The 18,356-nt window shown below is 39.0% G+C and carries 18 protein-coding genes and 1 pseudogene; 6 read left to right on the forward strand and 13 right to left on the reverse strand.

Annotated elements, in window-relative coordinates; translation table 11 throughout:
- Positions 1-414: 414 nt before the first annotated feature.
- The 8 genes from B7E07_RS12225 to sdaAB form a co-directional block, all read right to left on the reverse strand.
- A complete protein-coding gene (locus tag B7E07_RS12225) occupies positions 415-2,391 on the reverse strand; it encodes a methyl-accepting chemotaxis protein (RefSeq protein ID WP_080846126.1) in 1,977 nt (658 codons plus the stop codon).
- Between the two features lie 178 nt (positions 2,392-2,569).
- Positions 2,570-3,127, reverse strand: a complete 558-nt coding sequence (locus B7E07_RS12230) for a glutathione peroxidase (RefSeq protein ID WP_080846127.1) — start codon at positions 3,125-3,127, stop codon at positions 2,570-2,572.
- A gap of 114 nt (positions 3,128-3,241) precedes the next feature.
- A complete protein-coding gene (locus B7E07_RS12235; protein WP_080846128.1) occupies positions 3,242-3,658 on the reverse strand; it encodes a hypothetical protein in 417 nt (138 codons plus the stop codon).
- A complete protein-coding gene (locus B7E07_RS12240; protein WP_080846129.1) occupies positions 3,655-4,119 on the reverse strand; it encodes a GNAT family N-acetyltransferase in 465 nt (154 codons plus the stop codon). The genes B7E07_RS12235 and B7E07_RS12240 overlap by 4 nt, the downstream gene beginning before the upstream one ends.
- 423 nt (positions 4,120-4,542) lie before the next feature.
- On the reverse strand, positions 4,543-5,739 hold the full coding sequence (locus tag B7E07_RS12245; protein ID WP_257391444.1) for an MFS transporter: 1,197 nt from the start codon (positions 5,737-5,739) through the stop codon (positions 4,543-4,545).
- A 91-nt stretch (positions 5,740-5,830) separates the two neighbouring features.
- The gene (locus tag B7E07_RS12250; protein WP_080849185.1) at positions 5,831-6,847 is read right to left on the reverse strand and encodes a S66 family peptidase; all 1,017 of its coding nucleotides are present in this window, start codon (positions 6,845-6,847) and stop codon (positions 5,831-5,833) included.
- 316 nt (positions 6,848-7,163) lie between these two features.
- Positions 7,164-8,042, reverse strand: a complete 879-nt coding sequence (gene sdaAA / locus B7E07_RS12255; RefSeq protein WP_080846131.1) for an L-serine ammonia-lyase, iron-sulfur-dependent, subunit alpha — start codon at positions 8,040-8,042, stop codon at positions 7,164-7,166.
- Between the two features lie 34 nt (positions 8,043-8,076).
- The gene (sdaAB, locus tag B7E07_RS12260) at positions 8,077-8,739 is read right to left on the reverse strand and encodes an L-serine ammonia-lyase, iron-sulfur-dependent subunit beta (protein WP_080846132.1); all 663 of its coding nucleotides are present in this window, start codon (positions 8,737-8,739) and stop codon (positions 8,077-8,079) included.
- 371 nt (positions 8,740-9,110) lie between these two features.
- Between sdaAB and B7E07_RS12265 the strand changes: the two genes are divergently transcribed.
- Both B7E07_RS12265 and B7E07_RS12270 read left to right on the forward strand, forming a co-directional pair.
- On the forward strand, positions 9,111-9,542 hold the full coding sequence (locus tag B7E07_RS12265) for a DUF4181 domain-containing protein (protein ID WP_176215189.1): 432 nt from the start codon (positions 9,111-9,113) through the stop codon (positions 9,540-9,542).
- A 184-nt stretch (positions 9,543-9,726) separates the two neighbouring features.
- Positions 9,727-10,155 carry a hypothetical protein gene (locus B7E07_RS12270; RefSeq protein WP_080846134.1) on the forward strand — a complete coding sequence of 143 codons (429 nt, stop codon included), beginning with the start codon at positions 9,727-9,729 and terminating at the stop codon, positions 10,153-10,155.
- A 10-nt stretch (positions 10,156-10,165) separates the two neighbouring features.
- Here the strand turns inward: B7E07_RS12270 and B7E07_RS23340 are convergent.
- The 5 genes and pseudogenes from B7E07_RS23340 to B7E07_RS12300 all read right to left on the reverse strand — a co-directional run.
- Positions 10,166-10,918, reverse strand: a pseudogene (locus B7E07_RS23340) (IS1595 family transposase); the annotation flags it as partial.
- Positions 10,919-11,252: 334 nt separating this feature from the next.
- Positions 11,253-11,486, reverse strand: a complete 234-nt coding sequence (locus B7E07_RS12285) for a group-specific protein (RefSeq protein ID WP_080846137.1) — start codon at positions 11,484-11,486, stop codon at positions 11,253-11,255.
- Positions 11,487-11,553: 67 nt separating this feature from the next.
- The gene (locus B7E07_RS12290) at positions 11,554-13,467 is read right to left on the reverse strand and encodes a lipoteichoic acid synthase (RefSeq protein WP_080846138.1); all 1,914 of its coding nucleotides are present in this window, start codon (positions 13,465-13,467) and stop codon (positions 11,554-11,556) included.
- A 445-nt stretch (positions 13,468-13,912) separates the two neighbouring features.
- Positions 13,913-14,143 carry a hypothetical protein gene (locus B7E07_RS12295; protein ID WP_080846139.1) on the reverse strand — a complete coding sequence of 77 codons (231 nt, stop codon included), beginning with the start codon at positions 14,141-14,143 and terminating at the stop codon, positions 13,913-13,915.
- 12 nt (positions 14,144-14,155) lie between these two features.
- Complete coding sequence (locus B7E07_RS12300; protein ID WP_080846140.1) at positions 14,156-14,617, reverse strand: DUF2642 domain-containing protein; 462 nt, start codon at positions 14,615-14,617, stop codon at positions 14,156-14,158.
- A gap of 176 nt (positions 14,618-14,793) precedes the next feature.
- Here B7E07_RS12300 and B7E07_RS12305 point away from each other — a divergent pair, with 176 nt between their 5' ends.
- The 4 genes from B7E07_RS12305 (at position 14,794) to B7E07_RS12320 (ending at position 18,327) form a co-directional block, all read left to right on the forward strand.
- Positions 14,794-15,888 carry a glycosyltransferase gene (locus tag B7E07_RS12305; RefSeq protein WP_176215190.1) on the forward strand — a complete coding sequence of 365 codons (1,095 nt, stop codon included), beginning with the start codon at positions 14,794-14,796 and terminating at the stop codon, positions 15,886-15,888.
- A gap of 118 nt (positions 15,889-16,006) precedes the next feature.
- Positions 16,007-16,618, forward strand: a complete 612-nt coding sequence (locus B7E07_RS12310; protein ID WP_080846142.1) for a YczE/YyaS/YitT family protein — start codon at positions 16,007-16,009, stop codon at positions 16,616-16,618.
- Positions 16,619-16,717: 99 nt separating this feature from the next.
- Positions 16,718-16,903: a hypothetical protein gene (locus B7E07_RS12315; RefSeq protein WP_066445754.1), complete on the forward strand. Its 186-nt coding sequence runs from the start codon at positions 16,718-16,720 to the stop codon at positions 16,901-16,903.
- Positions 16,904-17,277: 374 nt separating this feature from the next.
- Entirely contained in the window at positions 17,278-18,327 is a 1,050-nt protein-coding gene (locus tag B7E07_RS12320; protein ID WP_080846143.1) for a M42 family metallopeptidase, read from the forward strand.
- Positions 18,328-18,356 lie beyond the last annotated feature (29 nt).

Raw genomic sequence — 18,356 nt, forward strand, 5'->3', positions numbered from 1 at the left:
TTTCTAATCATTCGGTTTTTTATTTGTTTAACATTTAATATTTCTAAACATGAGTGAAATGGAGCGGAGGACCCTCGACTCCTATGGGCAATAGAGGAAAGGGTGAGACCCCGCAGGAGCTTTGCTCCGAGGAGGCTCAGCTTCCTCCCCATGGAAAGCGAGGGTCTGGAGTGCAGGTGGAACAGACTTGTGTAAACGCGTAAACCTTGAAAATGAACATTCGTGTTTTACAAATAGGAATTTCGTTTTGTTTTAACAAGCTTTTTGCTGCACTTACATATACAAAAACTCGCTATTCAGGTTACTCACTTTCCAGAGGGACAGATACTTAGCCCCACGCACTCTTTCATCTCATCTCAACATACATGCCCACTAAAAAGTGATGATCAAAATAACATTCACTCCGAAAAAAACCTAAAATTTAAATGCTTTTCCGAGTGTTTCTAATTCCGCTGCTTTCCGTTCAAGATCATGCGCTTTAGTTGTTATCTGCTGTATTGACGCACTTGTCTGCTGAACAGACGCAGATGTCTCCTCGATTCCTGCAGCAGATTCTTCTGAGATGGAAGCTACCTGTTCAAGTGATTGCTTCATAGCTGTACTATTAGAAGAAATATGTGTTAAATGGTTTGAAATGGTTTCTGTTCGATTGACCATATTCAGCATAGATTGATAGATTGTTTCAAATGCCTGATCTGTTTTCGATAAATCATTTGAGCCTTTTTCTACCTGTTCAAAGCCTTCTGATAGTGACCTAGAAACGGCTTGAGATTCCAGTTGAATGCGATCGACAATGTTTGTAATTTCTGTAATAGATGATGAAACTTGTTCTGCCAGCTTTCGTACTTCATCTGCCACCACTGCAAAACCTTTCCCATGTTCCCCCGCTCGTGCAGCTTCAATTGCTGCATTCAGTGCCAGTAGGTTCGTTTGATCTGCAATACCGCGAATCACTTCTACGAGCATATTGATCTCTTTTGATTGCTGATCCAATCCTTGCACTTTTTCAACTGCACTCTCCATCATTGAATGAATCGCTGACATCTGTTCGATCGATTGAGTCATTAATTTTTTTCCATTTTTCGTAATCCCATTCACTTCTGCAGCAGATGTAAGAATGACCTTTCCTTCATGATCCGTCGCTGTGATGCTCTCATCAAACACAGCCATCTGTTCAGAAATGGATACAGTCCGATCGGCCTGCTGTTCTGATCCAGAAGATAGATGCTGCATGGTCACAGCTACGGCCTCTGTGCCTTCCATCATCTCAGCGCAAGCATGTTTCATTTCGATAGACTCTCGTTTGACAACAGAGGAGAGATCTTGGATACCCTGAATCATTTCCTTCATTTTGGTTTGTGTTTCTAAAATATCCTGTATTAACAAACCAAATTCGTCTTTTCTTGCTTTTCCTTGATACGTATTCATTAAGTTTCCGTTTGCCAATTGCTGCATCATTTCTTTGATCTGCTGAATAGGCTTGGAGAAACTGCTGCTGAGAAGCATGGAAACAATGATCACAACAATAACAGAGCTAACACCAATGAGCAGTAAAAAGAACAGAATTTCATTATTGATCTGTTTAACTGCCTGTATGTCCTGAATCACTTCCATTGCACCTATGACAGTAGTGCCTGTAGGGTCAAGAATGGGCACAAATAATTCTAGATTTTTTTCATTTTCGTAGACTACTTCCTGCTGTGCCAATACCTTAGCCAGGATCTCATCATTTATAGAACTGCTTGCTTCAGTATGGTTTTCCATTGAACTGGCAGCAATGTTTCCGTCTTGGTCCAATAAATTTAAAGTAATACCTTTCATAGAATTAGTAATATGTTCGATCGCTTTGCCGCTAATTCCAGTTTGCAGCGTTCCCACAACTTTTCCACCATCAACAATAGGAACAAACGCACGAACAGCCAAGCCGCTGCTTCCAAATTCAAAGCCAGCTGAATGGTCTTTATTTAGTGCATGCTGAATGGCAAGCAAATCACTTTTGTCATCACCGGATTTTTCTGGATTATGTCCACGATGCTGAACAATTCCGGAAGCATCTCCTAATTCAAAAACATCTAAGCCATGCTCAGAACGCAATCTGCTGAAAATGGGAGCAACGGTCTCTTTCACCATTTCAGAATCTCCGCTCAGGAAGGCTTCTTTTATTTCATTGTTTTCAGCATATAATTCTGTCAGTTGCAGCAATTCATCAGCAGCTTGATCAAACTGGGCTGTAATCGTTTCTTTCATTGCAGTCTGATTGTTTTCAAGGACCGTGTTAAAACCTTGATTTGTTTTCCATACTAAAAAACCACTTATAAGAATGATAGGAATAATGGCAACCATCAAAATAGTAGTTAATAATCTTGCTTTGATCGATGATGTAATCTTCAAGTTCTTATCTCCTCTGCTAAAACATGATCATTAAAAATACTTATTCAGTTTATCATTATAGAAAAGTAAGTGTCTATAACATTTAAATTATGGCAATATAGAGACTAATTTCGCATCTTTTACTGGATATTTCTTCCCATAAAAAAAGAACGGCATCTAACCGCTCTTTTTCCATATCTTATATTCCTTCTTCTAATAAAGCTTCGATCACAGGTTCCATTTCGTACGGTTCAGCAGTGGATTCAAACCTTTCGATCACATTGCCCTCTCGATCAATTAGGAATTTTGTAAAATTCCATTTGATAGAATCTCCATGTAAATAATGAGGATAGCGGCCATTTAAAATGGACATCAGCAATTTAGAAACTGGGTGATTCAAATTAAACCCATCAAATGGCTTTTGTTCAGAAAGATAGACAAATAATGGATGAGCATCCTCGTCTCGGACGTCAATCTTTTTGAAAATGGGAAAGTTAACTCCATGTTTTAATGCACAAAACTCAGCAATTTCTCCATCCTTTAAAGGCTCTTGATCCGCAAATTGATTGGAAGGAAAAGCGAGGATTTGCAATCCTTGTTCCCCGTATTTTTCCTGCAGCTTTTGCAGGTCCGTTAATTGAGGTGTAAAAGAGCATTTTGTGGCTGTATTTACGATTAATAAAACTTTGCCTTTATATTTTTCCAAGCTAGTTGTTAAACCGCTTGCTGTTTTTACTTTATAATCAAATATAGTCATAAGGTCCCTCCGAATTTAGGTAAAATGCACTATATTTATCCTACCTAAAAACGAGCAAGTTGGCAATAAATTTATCTCGAATTAAAGATAAATTTATTTTGATTGCTGATGATCCTAAACTGACGTTCTACTTTCTGCACTTACCTGGATTAGACGGATAAAAAAAGGATAAAATAGCATCCCCGCTATGATCACTAATCCGAATATAGGAAACATTGTTTCCCCCGGACCTAATGGAAACAAACTGCGAAAGCTATAGGACATGATGAAGTAATACGGAAACCAAAGAAACATGCTCCATTTTTTATGCTTGCTGGAGCCTTTCCAATAGCTGCGATGAAAAATGTAAGCACCAAAACCCACTAAGCAAAAGAGAAGCACATTGATAATCACGATGAATAATTGCACAGTATCTAAATCAATTCCTGTGATTCTTCCTACACGATAGACATTAATAAAGAGTTCTGTTGTAAGAAAAAAAATAAAACCATAGAAAAAACTAACTGTGTTCAACTTAATAAAAAATGTCATAACAGCTCCTTAAGTTCCATTGCCAGCACAATTTTATCACTGCAGCGAATGCCATTCTCAATAATTTCTTCTTTGTAATGATTTATAAAGTAGTTATGTTCAATTCTATTTATTCTGAAACCGCACTTTTGGTAGAGTAAAAGCTGATGAATACTGGAATTGCCTGTACCGATTTCTAAATGATGATAGCCTAGTTCTTTTGCCTTCGAAATAGCATGGGTTACTAATTTTTTTCCGATCCCCTTGCCTTGCTGTTCTGCTGCAACGGCGATATTGACAATTTCAGCTGTTTGCGGACCTGTTTCAAGGAGCACATATTCCCCCATTATCTCATCATCTATTTCCGCTAGAAAGCAAGATCCTCTATGTAAATAGGTTAAAACCATTTCTTCAGATGGATCTGCGAGCAGAAGCAAATCCAGTGGAGCATTTTCTTTTTTGGACAGTTCTCTAATCTTCATAATTACACCTTCTTTTATTTAGGCTCTATTCTAACCTTCTACTCTTTCAGTTCATAGCCACAATAATGGCAAAAACAGCCCTTTATTAAAAAAATCCTATATAAAAACGGACGAAGCAAATAGGATGATTGTTTCGCGGAAAATAGAAAAAAACGATTTATTTAAAAAACGAACAAAGATAATAGCTTGTAAAAACGCAGGATAAAATACCGCTCATTGGAGAAAATACCAATAACTTCTTCAATGAGCGGAGTGTAAATTATGTGGTCCTGGATTTATGAACATATCATTAATACCATTTATTTCATCGTGAGCGTTGTTGGGATCCTATTCCTTGGCTGGTGTGTCCTTTTTTATTATTGTTTTAAAACAGATACAAACGATAATAATGAAAAGAAAATGTAATCCATAGCTCCTTCTTGTTCAGAGATCTGTTGCCTTTACTTGCCCTTCAAGAAAATAGTGTTTCTTAGATGGAAGCACAACGAACATAAACAAAATCACTGACAAGGTTACGGCGATAACACTAAAGACGAGACAGGCAGTTTGCAGGGAAAACCAGCCAGCCCCTAACCCCAGTATGAGTGTCAGTATGATCTGCAGCAAGCCTTGAACGAATTCAGCCATACTCGAAACTCTTCCCATGATTCTAACCGGCACGCTATTCTGAAAGAAAGTGGCATATCCTGCATGAGCAAAGGCCATAAAAAAGCCTAAAAAGACAAATGCAAGCAGAGCTGTTGTGAAACCATTGGATGAATAAAACAATAAATAGCAGATGGAAGAAAGCAGAACTCCGGCACCTAGATAAAACTTTAAGCTTAATAGATGTGCCAGAAAGGCTGCCAAAATGGCTCCGATTATCGATCCAATGCCAGTCACACTTACAATCCAGCCATATTCCTGAACAGATAAATCTAAGATTTCGATAATAAAAATGGATTCCTGCGCATCTAATGCGTAGCCAATTAATGTAGCTGATTGATATAAAACATACACAATGACAAAAAATGCTGCGCCCTTCACAAAGCGGCTTACCATTCCCCAGTCACGCTTAAGTGTTTTCCATTTAAAGCTTCCTTTATGTGAACTCTTTTGCTCGTCCAAGTCAGGAAGCAGCATGATGAATAGTCCGCAGATGACAAATGTGGCAGCATTCAGATACATACAAACATCTGTGCCAAATTGCCAGATCAGCAGACCGCCTAATGCTGGCCCGAGAATAAATGCTCCTGAGTTCATCATACTCAGCAAGGAATTGAAGCGCTTTCTCTGTTGGGACGGAATCAGTTTCGTTATGTACACAGTTGAACTAGGTCCAAAAAAAGAGCCGGCGATATGTATAAGAAGCAATACGGCATAAATGGCCCATAAATCTTGCATAAATGGCAGAAGGAATACAAAGGCACCGCGAATAAAATCGACTGCAGCCATTAATCTCCGTTTGTTGACTCGGTCAATGACACTGCCTGCCCAAGTATTTGTCAAGAGGATGGCAATTGGACGTATCATATAAATTCCTGCAACAGCTGCTGGAGAGCCTGTTAAATCAATGATGGCTATATTTAAAGCAATCAAATAAATCCAATTTCCTAAGTAAGAGATGCCTATTCCACTCAACAATAAACTAGCATTTTTCCAAGAAACGGAGTCCCCCCCCTTTTATTCTAAACTCATTTACGCTGCTCTTCGTGTAATGGTTAATCAGGTATTAAACAAATGATTGAGACAGCTTTCCTTTTCCATTTTTAATCGTAATCTCCGCTTTTGCTCCATTCACAAAGGTCATTTGAGGCGGAACATGTCCACAGTCAACATCATAGAAAATGGGCAAGGAAACATCCTCTTTCAGATCTTTATAAAAATCTTCAATCCTGTACCCATCAACAGTCTCATTGGCACTGCTCCTGCCAAAAACTATGCCTGCAGCATGTTCAAACCAGCCGGCAAGCTTCATTTGAATAAAGGTTCTTCGTAAGTCAGTTGTAGTCATTTCACAATTTTCAAAGTACCAAAGTATTCTTTCGTTCTTTAAATCGTTATTCTGAAATGAGCGAATATCTCCGTATGGAGTACCAATAACATGTCTAATCACGTCAATACAGCCTCCAAGCAATCGCCCTTTTAGTGTGAGCTCTTCATGCTCTTCTAGCGTTTTCCATTCTGTCTTTTCTGTTAAGTGAAAGACAGCTGGACTAGGATTCTCATGCTGCCAGCTTTTCTGATAGTGCTGAGAAGAGACTTGGTCAATCCTTTCTCCTCTTTTGGTTAACAGAACTTCTTCCCACTTTGCTGTCACATCATCTGTCAGTGTACCGCGCAGATCAATTAAATTTGTGCCATGAGCTGTGGCCATTCCTGTTTTTAGCGTTATAACAAATAGAAGCAAGCTTATATCAGAATAGCCTAGGATCCATTTGGGCTTGATGCTTTCATAATCGATCAGATCAATTATTTCTAACAGCAGCTCACCGCCCCATGGAGGAAAAATAAGCTGAATAGATGGATCGTTCAGCATGGTGTTTAGCTCATGGGCCCGCTTTTTTGCTTCTGCTGATTTGGCTTTTTTTTGCGTCCAGCTCGTTTCGCCAGCTTGAATAGCATAACCTTTATTCTGCATTTTTTGAATTGCTTGGCGCAGCAGCTGATGCATCGATTCCGGCACGCCGGAGGACGGTGCTGTGATGCAAATTCGCCCATTTTTATGGAACTCTGGATAAGTGATCATTTTATCTTCCTCACTTGTCTTTTCAATCTTATTTGAATAATATAACATTATTATCATAATTTTCACATCATTTTGTTAAAAAATGACTATAAAAAAGAGGCTGGACAAAACGAAATTAATATTTATAAAACACGAATGTTCATTTTCAAGGTTTACGTGTTTACACAAGCCCGTTCCACCTGCGCTCCATTTCACACATGTTTAGAAATATTAAATGTTAAACAAATAAAAAAACCGAATGATTAGAAAGATAACTTCCTTACCATTCGATTCTATGAGTGTGTTAAATACTTATATCCCAGCCTCTAAAGTAAAACTATTGTTTCTTTCCAAAGATTTCTGCTTCTAGTCTTTTGCCTGTTGGTGTCGCTGCCAGCCCGCCTTCTGCTGTTTCTCTTAGGGCAGATGGCATGGATTGGCCGATTAGGAACATGGCACCGATTACTTCATCACATGGAATCCGGCTCGTGATGCCAGCTAACGCCATATCAGCAGCTGTCATGGCATTGGACGCTCCCATCGCATTACGTTTGACACATGGAACTTCAACTAATCCTGCAACAGGATCACATACAAGACCGAGCATATTTTTTAATGTGATGGCCATTGCTTCAGCCGCTTGCTTAGGCGAACCGCCAGCCATTTCAACGATCGATGCTGCCGCCATGCCGCTCGCTGAGCCAACTTCAGCCTGACATCCTCCAGCAGCACCAGAGATCGATGCGTTATTCGCTACAACAAATCCGAACGCAGCTGATGTAAATAAGTATTCAATCATTTCCAATCTTGTAGGATTTAACACTTCTTTTACAGCAAAAAGAGTACCTGGCACAACGCCGGCTGAACCTGCAGTCGGCGTAGCACAGATTGTGCCCATGGCTGCATTTACTTCGTTCGTTGCAACCGCCTTGCTGACCGCATCTAAAAGGGTATGCCCAGATAATGCTTTGCCTGACTTGAGATATTTTTGGAGGAGCACAGCATCTCCTCCCGTTAAACCGGAAACTGACGTAACACCGTTTAACCCTCTCTCAACCGCTTGCTCCATCACCGTTAAGTTTCGATCCATTTTAGCGATAATCTCTTCACGAGTTAGCCCCGTTACTTCAATCTCCTGCCGGATCATAATTTCAGCTGTTTTAACTCCTTCTTTTTCTGCAAGTTCAACCAGCTCGGCTACGTTTTTAAATAACATGATGTAATTCCTCCTTCATGATCGCCTTGTGTATCTATTCAACCATCCGAATAACCTGTGTCACATTGTGCAGCTTTTCAATATCCTCAATTAGATCCTGAGCGATTTTTTGATCAACCTCAATAACCATTAAAGCCATTTTCCCTTTTTCTTTGCGGGAAACTTCCATATGACCAATATTAATTTCATGCTGTGCTAAAATATGGGTTACCGCAGAAATAACACCAAACTGGTCGTTATGCACAACCAGGATCGCCGGATGTTCACCAGATAGCTTAAGCTTGAAGCTGTTCAGCTCTGTTATTTCAATAGTACCTCCGCCGATTGAAATCCCAACCAGCTCTAAATCCTTTTCATCGTCAGACAATTTAATCCGTACAGTATTGGGGTGCTCTGGAACCGCTTCTTCAACGGAAAAAGTGACCTCCATCCCTGCTTCCTCTGCTAGTTGAAGCGATGTGGGAATTCGTTCATCAAATGTATCAAAGTCTAAAATTCCGCCTACAATCGCTACATCCGTTCCATGTCCCTTATAGGTTTTCGCAAAAGAGCCATAAAGCAGAATCTCTGCTTTTTTTGGCTGTCTAGCAAATAAAGTTCGCGCCACCCGGCCAATTCTTGCTGCTCCGGCTGTATGGGAACTGGAAGGACCGATCATGACCGGACCGATTATATCAAACGCTGATCTGTATTTCATGTTAATACCCTCCTCAACTGTACCGCACTTTTTTGTACACGCTTATCATCATATATTATCCTGTGAAGATTTATGTTCAACAGTTATTGTGCATGGCAATTAATTAAATCTGGATGTATGATTATATAGATATATAGTATTGTGAATGAATAAATCTCAGTTTCTTTGAAAACGTTTTCTTTATTGTTAGATCACACCTCAACCATCTTAACATAAAAAGAATCATCTTCATATATTTTTAATCGAAAGCACCATTTGTGTGATGGAAATTTTACTATTTAGGTCACTTAACTTCATTTTACCATGGTATAATTAGGAAGAACTGTTTAATACCTGTTAAAACATAAAAAATGTACGAGTGGAGGTCTTTTATGTACGGACTAGATGGCGTTTTTCTTCTAAAAATAGCACTTTTTCTTGTAGCCTTTATTGCATTCATGATGGTATTAGAAATGATCATGAGGAAATCGTTTAAAATTGAGAAACGAAACTTGTTTTGGAGATCTGCTTATGTCAATGAGACTCACAGAAAAATAGACTGGACCATTCGCGGCGTGGGCATTGCGGGTATCATATTAGGCTTTATCATACATAGTGTAAGAAGCTTTGATGATCGAATTTGGTACTTAGAACCATGGACGATCTTATTCTTATTAGTTATATCCGCTGAAATAGCAAGAGCCATAATGGAGAAGAAACATGCACCTCATCCAAAGCAATACCTAGCTACAATCAGCCAACTATCCCTTATTGTCTTGTTGTGTGTAAGCTTATATTTAACTGATTTCTTTGGCTTGCTATAAACAGGGATGGGACATAAGTATTTAAGACACCCATAGAACCGAATGGTTAGGAAGTCATCTTTCTAATCATCCGGTTTTTTATATAGGTTGTTTTCGTAAAGATTGTTGTTTTTAGAGATTAAAGAGAGAAATTTAAAACTTTTCCCAGCACTTTTCGTCTTATAATTTAAAAGGGGGAAATGCCTTGAAAAAATTTAAGTATTTAATAGCCTTTATAGGAATAATTTCGCTTTTTATAGCTGGATGTTCAAACCAAGAACAAAACATTGAAGTTCATAAGCGTATTGGTGATGAAAATAATTATGAAGACTTCAAAATAATTACTAAGAATCAACAAGTTCAAAAGGTCAGGGAGATAATCAATAATATTGATTGGGAGACAGCAAAGGTAGAAATGGCACGTCCTGCTGATTACAGATTTGCTTTTCAATTTAAAAATCCTGATATAGAAGCAAAAGCGGTGCTATATAAACTTTGGATTAGTCCAAATAAAGATAAAGTAGAACTCGTTATTGATGCTGAAAGTAAATATGTTCAGTTAGACAACAATAAGTCAGCAGAACTTTTTGAGATACTTACAGGCGAAAAAATATCTGAACAAGACCTCAAATAGAAGTCTTTAATTATGCTCTCCTTATCATTTCAACAGTTGTAATAACAGAATTTCGACACGCTGAAATAAGCATTTGGTCCACTTGATTTTCAAATGCTAAGTTCTTCCCTATTTGAAGCCAACGAAACCAGTAGATGTAGTTATCCAAGTAATAGTAGCCACACCCTGGAACCGTTCCATCCAATCTTTTAAACGATGGTGAAAGTTGTTAACGTGTTGGATATGAAAAATCCCTTTCTTTACACGTTGTTTTTGGCGTTCATTCACTGTTTCGTGTTGCAATTTCTTGTTTTTTGCAAACTTCATGTAATTTGAAGCTATATCAGTGCATAGCAAAGCAGACGGGTGAATATATTCACCAATCACAACATCAATTTCCTTTCACATGTCCTGTTCCAACTTTACGGGCAATAACACTACCGTTTCGGTCTTGAGCTACAACAACAGCGATTTTGAGATTAGAAATTATTCTTTTTTCATCTTTTTCTCCACATTTCTTTGCCTTCCTATGAGTAATTTCCCGACCTTTCATTGACTCACGAAAGAATGTCTCGTCACTTTCAACGATGCCTTGCAATTGATTAAGCCCGTTGCTTCCTAACGCATTCAAGATTTTATGTCTTCAATAAAATGCAGTGGACAGGTGAATCTTTAATCGTTCAGCGATTTTTGGAGGTGTATATCCTTCGACCATCATTTGATGTATTTTACCCACTTCTCAGGATAACGAGAACCTGAAAAACGGTGTGTTAGTCATATCATTAGATGTCTATCCACATATTTGTATGTCTCCTGAGACCGTCTTATATCAACCTTTTATTAATTGGTCAAGAAAGCAACAGTCAATGCGAAAACAGCCTTTATATGATTATAAAATAATTTTATTACCATAGTGAAATGGAGCGGAGGACCCTCGACTCCTGTGGGCAATAGAGGAAAGGGTGAGACCCCGCAGGAGCGACAGTGACGAGGAGGCTCAGCTTCCTCCCCACGGAAAGCGAGGGTCTGCAGCGCAATGGAACGGACTTGTTTAAATAACCAAATCAAGATATTGAATATTCGTGTATTAAAAGATTAATTTCGTTTTATCCCAGTTCCTACAAATTCGCTAATAATATCTGAAAACGTTTGTTTCTCGCTGTTTTTTCTTCTTCATCAGCGAGATCGTATTTTTTCAAGAGGTGAAAAATTTCATTTAAGATTTCCTGTGTATGATCTTGTTCCAAGAATTGCAGAAGTCTTTCCGGCATGCCTTCTGGAAGATGATGTTTTTGCTGATGCAGTTTTCCTTTTACATCTTCAACATTATGATCTATATTGCATTCACTCATTTCGCTTCCTCCTTGTTCATTCGGACAATCTCTTTCTTCTTCGATTCATACCCTGTTCTTAGCTTTTCTAATCCTCTTCCTTTACATACTGATAGTCTTCCCTGTTAATGGGCTTAAAGCCTGCTGGTTTATAAAAACGCAGCAGATCTTTGTATAGCAGCTGATCCGACATTTCTAGCTCCTTGCGCGCTTTTTCTGCTAAATGTGCATATAAGCCTGCTTCCTCCACTAATTCACCTGACTGGCTATCATACATTTTTTCGCCAATCATCGTGACGTCTGGTGAGACAAAATCTCCGTTTCGCAATGGAATGATTTCATTATGCTCCTCCGATAACAAATCAGATCCAAAGTCTAAATATTCCTTCGTGCTGATGCCTAAAAGGTGCAGAACCGTTGCACGAATATCCAGCTGTCCGCCATACGATTGAATCAGGCCACCCTCCACACCAGGAACATGAATGAACACCGGTACTCTCTGCAGCTGCGCATACTCAAATGGAGTCACTTCTTTTCCAATGATTTCTGTCATTGCTTCATTGTGGTTTTCGGAAATGCCATAATGATCGCCATATAAGACTACGACTGTATCGTCATATAAACCAGACGTTTTTAAGTCTTGAAAAAACTGTTCTAATGCCGCATCCATATAGTGAGCAGATTGAAAATACTGATTGACAATCTTATCATCTGTTTCTGCTGCGGGAAAATCGGTGTCCCCTTCATCCATTTCAAATGGAAAATGATTGGATAGTGTAATAAATCTTGTATAAAACGGCTGCGGAAGTTCTTCAAGCATTGGCATTGACTCTTTAAAGAATGGTTTATCCTTCAGTCCATAATTTTTCGTATCTTCTTCATTCATACTATAGTATTCAGCATCATAAAAGCGATCGATGCCCATACTTTTATACATTTCATTACGGTTCCAAAACGTTTTATAATTTCCATGAAAGACAGCAGACGTATATCCGTTTGCTTTCAAAATCGCTGGTGCCGACTGAAACGTATTTTGAGCTTTATTTACATAAACAGCTCCCTGAGCCATTGGGTAAAGAGCATTATCCATTATAAACTCAGCATCAGATGTTTTCCCTTGACCTGTCTGGTTGTAGATATGATCAAAATAAAAAGCTTCCCCAGTATCAACAAGAGAATTTAGAAATGGAGTCACTTCTTCCCCATTTAACTCATAATCAATAAGGAAGGTCTGCAGTGATTCCATCGATACATAAATCACATTTTTTCCTTCAGCAGCACCGAAATAGTCTGGATTAGGTGCAGCTTTATTGGCTTTAATATAGTTTTCAACTTCAGTAATATCGTTTGTATCCGCCATGGCGCGCTGCCCAGCTGATTTTACATTTTGAACAACATCGTAAATAGAGAAATTATAAGTGCCTAAATATTTCACTAAATAATTGCGGTCAAAGGATCTTGATAAAAGCTCAGGCCGGTCTTTTTCAGCTAGTCCTAAATTCAGCATAAATAAAGCAATGGCTGCTGACATGATGATTAGGGCAGGTTTTCTGTTGGAAATCTGAGATGGTTTGTACCACTTTTTTACTAAAAACAGAATTAAAAAGATACTATCTGCAAAATAGAAAATATCATACGGAGTCATTAATGAAAACGCACTATTGCCTAGTTGTCCGGCATTCGTTTTTGTCTGCATGATCACAGGTATGGTGATAAAATCATCAAAAAAGCGGTAATATACCACATTGGCATACAGCAGAATGGACATCAGCAGCTGCGTAACCAATAGAAGCATTTTTTGAATTTTCCCTTTAAAGAACAGTGCTATTCCTAAGAAAAATAAACTTGAGCTTAAAGGATTTAAAAAGAGCAAAAATTGCTGTAACCCATTTTCAATGCCAAGCCGGAATTCGATTAAATAGGCCGCATACGTTTTTAGCCATAATAAAATAGCCACACAAAAGAAAAAAGATAAGCTGCCTTGTTTAAAATATGTTTTCATGAATTTCACCTCAAGACTTACGAGACATTTTTACCTATTACTTCATTTTAGAAGTATTCATATGCTGCTTACTAAAGAAAGTCATAAAGAAAACTTGCCGTCTGGGCAAGCTTAATGAACAACAGATTCTTTCTGCATTTAATTCCCTGCTCGAAAGAAATATGAATTTAATATAGCACAAACAATAAAAAAAGAGAATTATTAAGAGTGATGTATCAGTGCTCATTTACAATTACTTTTAACAGATTAATGTGTGTTAATCCATGGTACTCGCTTTCGTGGAAAAAGGTCGCTGAACCTTCTGAGGAACTCCCTCTGCTCATCATGATCAAATCACAATCAACGAGAATATGATGATATTTATATGAAAATAAATGTTAAAACCCCCGTTTATCGAAACGAGGGTTTTAACATCAAACTGATTATACGAATGAAACTTACATGCTTATGCAGATAGGGAAGATACGCGTACAAACGCAATTGCATCAACAGGAACTAGCGATTGGCGCGTAGCAGCCGCAGTTTCGTACCCAGGAATTACTTCAGTAATTCTAACAAATTCGTCAGACACCACTTCGATTAGAACACCTACATAGTAGCCGTATTCTCCTGTCACAATTTCTACTTCTCTTCCTGCATAACGTGACAACTGTTCAATGAAACTTGTACTAAACATTATTCTCCCTCCTTAATCAACTGTTACTATGCCTTGCATTCTAGCAGTCGGTACTAAAAGAAAATCTGTGCCATTGTTTAAAACGAGATAGTCTGGTCGAGCAACTGCTAGCACTCCGGAAACTTGCCCGCCCATTGTGTTTACTAGCACCTGTCTGCCAACTAATCCCTCTAGCTCATCATCAATGCCAGGGTTATCTGTAGGCGGATCTATTGGGTCTGATGGGCTTTCTGGAGGAAACCCTGGGAATCCTGGGGATCCAGGGAACCCTGGGAATCCTGATGGAGGTCCTGCTGGTGGTCGTCCTGGCCCTCTATCATAGCTTGGTGCTTCATCACTGCTTTCATGCCAATGATGGTGAGGTCTTCTGCCAGGAGATGAAGACACTCCCAACAAAGAATTTAATAAATCAGTTACGAACCCCAATCCAAAGCGGCCAGGAATCGCAGTGATATCTCTTAAATCAATACGCATTATATAATGCACTCCCTTCTTCTTTTGTCTATATCAGTGTATGAAGGATTGTAAAAAAAGAATGGACGAGTCTCCTATGTAAATCGCCTTTTTTACACAATTTCACTACAAGACAAAATAACACGTCTACTACATCACTATTTATGAATATTACTGTTGTAAGAGGTGATTTTAAGATGAATAAGATATTAATGGTAGTCGACCATCTTGGAGCGAATGGGACCGTCACTCATGTCATCAGTCTTTCTAAAGCATTAAAGGACAGAGGATTTCATATTGTAGTAGCTGGCAGAGAAGGAACGAAACAGACAGCTCTCATTGAGCATGGTATTCCATTTTATCCAACAGACTTTCCGGCTACATTTACTCCAACTCCAGGTCAAAAACACAAAATAGAAAAGAAACTAAAAGATATTATTCTGGCAGAAGGCATTACGATGATTCATGCTCATCAAGTATACTCTGGTATGATGGCAGCCAGAATTTCAGCTGCGCTCGGTCTTCGCTTTATTTACACTGTACATGGACTTTATTCTCACAATCACGAATTAAATCGTATTGCACAATATGCGGAAAAACTAATCGCGGTAAGTCCGTACGTGTATGCCCAGCTAAAAATTCAATATCCCGAAAAACTACTCCTAATCCTTAATGGCGTTGATGAAACAGAATTTTATCACGATGATTCAGATTTAATTAAGGCACTGCATTCTATTTCGGTAGATCATTTTGTCGTTTTTTATGCTAGTCGCCTAGAGTGGATAAAGGCTGACATTTGCATGCAGCTCATACAAGCTGTCAATCAGCTGAAAAATACAACCATGCCCGATCTTCATTTAGTGATCGCTGGTGAAGGAAAAAGGAGCACGCAAATAGCCGATACGGCGCGATTTTATAATCTCAATAGAAAAGAAACTTTTATCACAACCATAGGAAGTCAAACAGACTTACGGGCATACTATGGCATAAGCGATTGTATAATCGGTACTGGGCGAACAGCATTGGAGGCAATGCTGTGTGAAAAAAGAGTGATTGCAGCAGGCAATAAAGGCTATTTTGGCACAGTTACTGCTGAGAATTGGGAAGAAGCAAAATATGCTCATTTTGGCGATCACTTTGCTGTGCAGCCAACCAGCAAGGACAAAATCATCCAAAGCTTATTAGACCTTCGAAAAACAAATCTAATGGAAGGCCAGCTGCTAAGAGAAGCCGTCATCAGAGACTATTCTCTTCGTCATGCCGCACAGCTGCATATGGAGGCTTATAGATAGAAGAAGCCATCTTGATTTGTCAGATATTCTTTACTATTAAAAAAAATCGCAGACAACCTGTAATGATGGTAATATTAACGCTTACACTATAAAACACTGACAAGGGGATTAAGCTTCAATGAAAGTTCGCTTTATTTTTTATGTAATCGGTCTGATCCTATTAACAATGGGCGTTTCGCTCATCATTAAATCCCAGCTTGGTGCTTCTGCATGGGACGCTCTTGCTGTGGGACAGTCAAATCTTTTTGAGATCACTGTAGGGACTTGTGTTTTTATAAATGGAATTGTCCTCATTTTTCTGAATGCCTTTTTAATGAAGAAAAAACCTGAGGTGCTTGCAGCCTTATCCATTTTAGTCATTGGAATAATGATTGACTTTTGGCTTCTGATTGCTTTTGAACAGCTGCTTCCAGCAACCACCCTTTTGAAATGGGTCGTCCTCCTTGCTGGAATTGCTGTGACAGGAATTGGCGTTTCGATCTATTTGCAGGCGAAGTTCCCAGCAAGTCCAATGGATACTTTAATGGTAGCCATTCAAACGAGATTTGGTTTTAATCTTCGCAATTCCAGAATATTAAGCGAAAGCTTTGCTCTACTTTTAGCAATTCTTTTTAGAGGCGCAATTGGGATCGGTACCATTGTCGTTACCTTAACATTAGGCTTTGTTGTGCAATTCTTTTATCCAAAATTTGAACATCTGCTGCAAAAGTGGCAAGGTGTAAAAAGATAATGTTTAAAGCCGCCAGATAACCTGCACATATAAGGGCTCCTGTCCAATCGCCTTCTCTCTTCTTGACATATACATGTTGTAGGGGAAGGAGGCGATTACATGTATCAATTGGCCCTTTTGTATTTGGCGGCGATTTTAGCTGGCTTTGCATTAACCAATCTTCCAACTTCAGCAGTCATCACTGCAGGTATTGCACAATTTTTTGGAATTGTTGGCGGGATTGCGATTATCGTATTCTCCATCGCATTGCTCTACCTTGCTGTAAAAGCACTCATCAACAAATAGCTATAGACAGAAGAGCTGGGCAACTGGCTCTTTTTTTCTGTTCTTGATTTGCTGGGAATGAAATATCTTTGTTGCTTTAAACAAATATACAAGGGATTTCCACTTCAGAGTACTCGCTTTCCGGCGGGGCGGGTGGTGAGCCTCCTCGTCGCAAGCTCCTGCGGGGTCTCACCTTCCCACTCGTCCCGCAGGAGTCTCGCACTCTTCCGTTCCAATCAACAGATATATGACTATAACGCCTCTATAAAAAATTATTAAAACAACAATGCTCAGAAAAGAGCCTTAATCAAAAATACTTTGAGTCCCTAACCATTTCAAGTTTCACTTTTCTCCTTTATAATGAAGTGTAGAATGTTTTTGAGAGGAGATTTGTTATGACATATCCAAATGTAAAAGATACGATTTCTACTTTAGTAGACTTAGTATCCATCCCAAGTCCATCAGGCAATACAAATGAGGTTATTGGGTTTGTTGAAAAATTTTTACAAGAGCTGAAGGTTGAAACAAAAAGGAATCGCAAAGGCGGTTTAATTGCAACGCTCCCTGGCAAGGACGATCAAAATCACCGCATGCTGACAGCACATGTTGATACACTTGGTGCAATTGTGAAGGAAATTAAGCCAAGCGGCCGTTTGAAGCTGGATCTGATCGGCGGGTTTCGCTACAACTCCATTGAAGGTGAATATTGCGAAATAGAAACCTCTTCAGGCAAAAAATATACCGGAACAATCCTGATGCACCAAACATCTGTGCATGTATATAAAGATGCGGGGAAAGCAGAAAGAAATCAGGATAATATGGAAGTCCGTATTGACGAGGAAGTACATACTGCAGAGCAGGTCCGTGCATTAGGCATTGAAGTTGGGGATTTTGTTTCCTTTGATCCGCGCGTGCAAACGACTGATTCAGGCTATATTAAATCTAGACACCTTGATGATAAGGCAAGTGTGGCCATTTTGCTTCAGCTTATAAAACATATTCAAACTGAAAAAATGGATCTCCCATACACAACTCATTTTCTCATTTCCAATAATGAAGAAATCGGCTATGGCGGCAATTCAAACATTACCCCTGAAACAGCTGAATATCTTGCTGTGGATATGGGCGCGATGGGTGATGGCCAATCAACAGATGAATACACGGTCTCCATCTGTGTGAAAGATGCAAGCGGTCCATATCATTATGAGCTTCGCAAAAACCTGGTTAAGCTTGCACAGGAAAATAACATTGGCTACAAGCTAGATATTTATCCTTTTTACGGATCAGACGCATCAGCTGCTATCCGATCAGGCCACGATATCGTACACGGCCTGATTGGTCCTGGAATTGATTCTTCACATGCCTTCGAGCGTACCCATGAAAAGTCAATCGAAAATACAGCGAAACTGTTATATCATTATGTGCAATCTGAAATGATTCTGTAAGAAAAAAATGACCGTTTTGAACAAGGATT

Source organism: Cytobacillus gottheilii (genome assembly GCF_900166665.1).
GTDB classification, from domain to species: Bacteria; Bacillota; Bacilli; order Bacillales; family Cytobacillaceae; genus Cytobacillus; species Cytobacillus gottheilii_A.

What these genes read in the sequence shown, in the direction of transcription:
- B7E07_RS12230 (WP_080846127.1), bottom strand. Translation starts at nt 3,127, where the DNA reads ATGACTATATTTGATTATAAAGTAAAAACAGCAAGCGGTTTAACAACT.
- B7E07_RS12235 (WP_080846128.1), bottom strand. Translation starts at nt 3,658, where the DNA reads ATGACATTTTTTATTAAGTTGAACACAGTTAGTTTTTTCTATGGTTTT.
- B7E07_RS12240 (WP_080846129.1), bottom strand. Translation starts at nt 4,119, where the DNA reads ATGAAGATTAGAGAACTGTCCAAAAAAGAAAATGCTCCACTGGATTTG.
- B7E07_RS12250 (WP_080849185.1), bottom strand. Translation starts at nt 6,847, where the DNA reads ATGATCACTTATCCAGAGTTCCATAAAAATGGGCGAATTTGCATCACA.
- sdaAA (WP_080846131.1), bottom strand. Translation starts at nt 8,042, where the DNA reads ATGTTATTTAAAAACGTAGCCGAGCTGGTTGAACTTGCAGAAAAAGAA.
- sdaAB (WP_080846132.1), bottom strand. Translation starts at nt 8,739, where the DNA reads ATGAAATACAGATCAGCGTTTGATATAATCGGTCCGGTCATGATCGGT.
- B7E07_RS12265 (WP_176215189.1), top strand. Translation starts at nt 9,111, where the DNA reads ATGTACGGACTAGATGGCGTTTTTCTTCTAAAAATAGCACTTTTTCTT.
- B7E07_RS12285 (WP_080846137.1), bottom strand. Translation starts at nt 11,486, where the DNA reads ATGAGTGAATGCAATATAGATCATAATGTTGAAGATGTAAAAGGAAAA.
- B7E07_RS12290 (WP_080846138.1), bottom strand. Translation starts at nt 13,467, where the DNA reads ATGAAAACATATTTTAAACAAGGCAGCTTATCTTTTTTCTTTTGTGTG.
- B7E07_RS12295 (WP_080846139.1), bottom strand. Translation starts at nt 14,143, where the DNA reads ATGTTTAGTACAAGTTTCATTGAACAGTTGTCACGTTATGCAGGAAGA.
- B7E07_RS12300 (WP_080846140.1), bottom strand. Translation starts at nt 14,617, where the DNA reads ATGCGTATTGATTTAAGAGATATCACTGCGATTCCTGGCCGCTTTGGA.
- B7E07_RS12305 (WP_176215190.1), top strand. Translation starts at nt 14,794, where the DNA reads ATGAATAAGATATTAATGGTAGTCGACCATCTTGGAGCGAATGGGACC.
- B7E07_RS12310 (WP_080846142.1), top strand. Translation starts at nt 16,007, where the DNA reads ATGAAAGTTCGCTTTATTTTTTATGTAATCGGTCTGATCCTATTAACA.
- B7E07_RS12315 (WP_066445754.1), top strand. Translation starts at nt 16,718, where the DNA reads ATGTATCAATTGGCCCTTTTGTATTTGGCGGCGATTTTAGCTGGCTTT.
- B7E07_RS12320 (WP_080846143.1), top strand. Translation starts at nt 17,278, where the DNA reads ATGACATATCCAAATGTAAAAGATACGATTTCTACTTTAGTAGACTTA.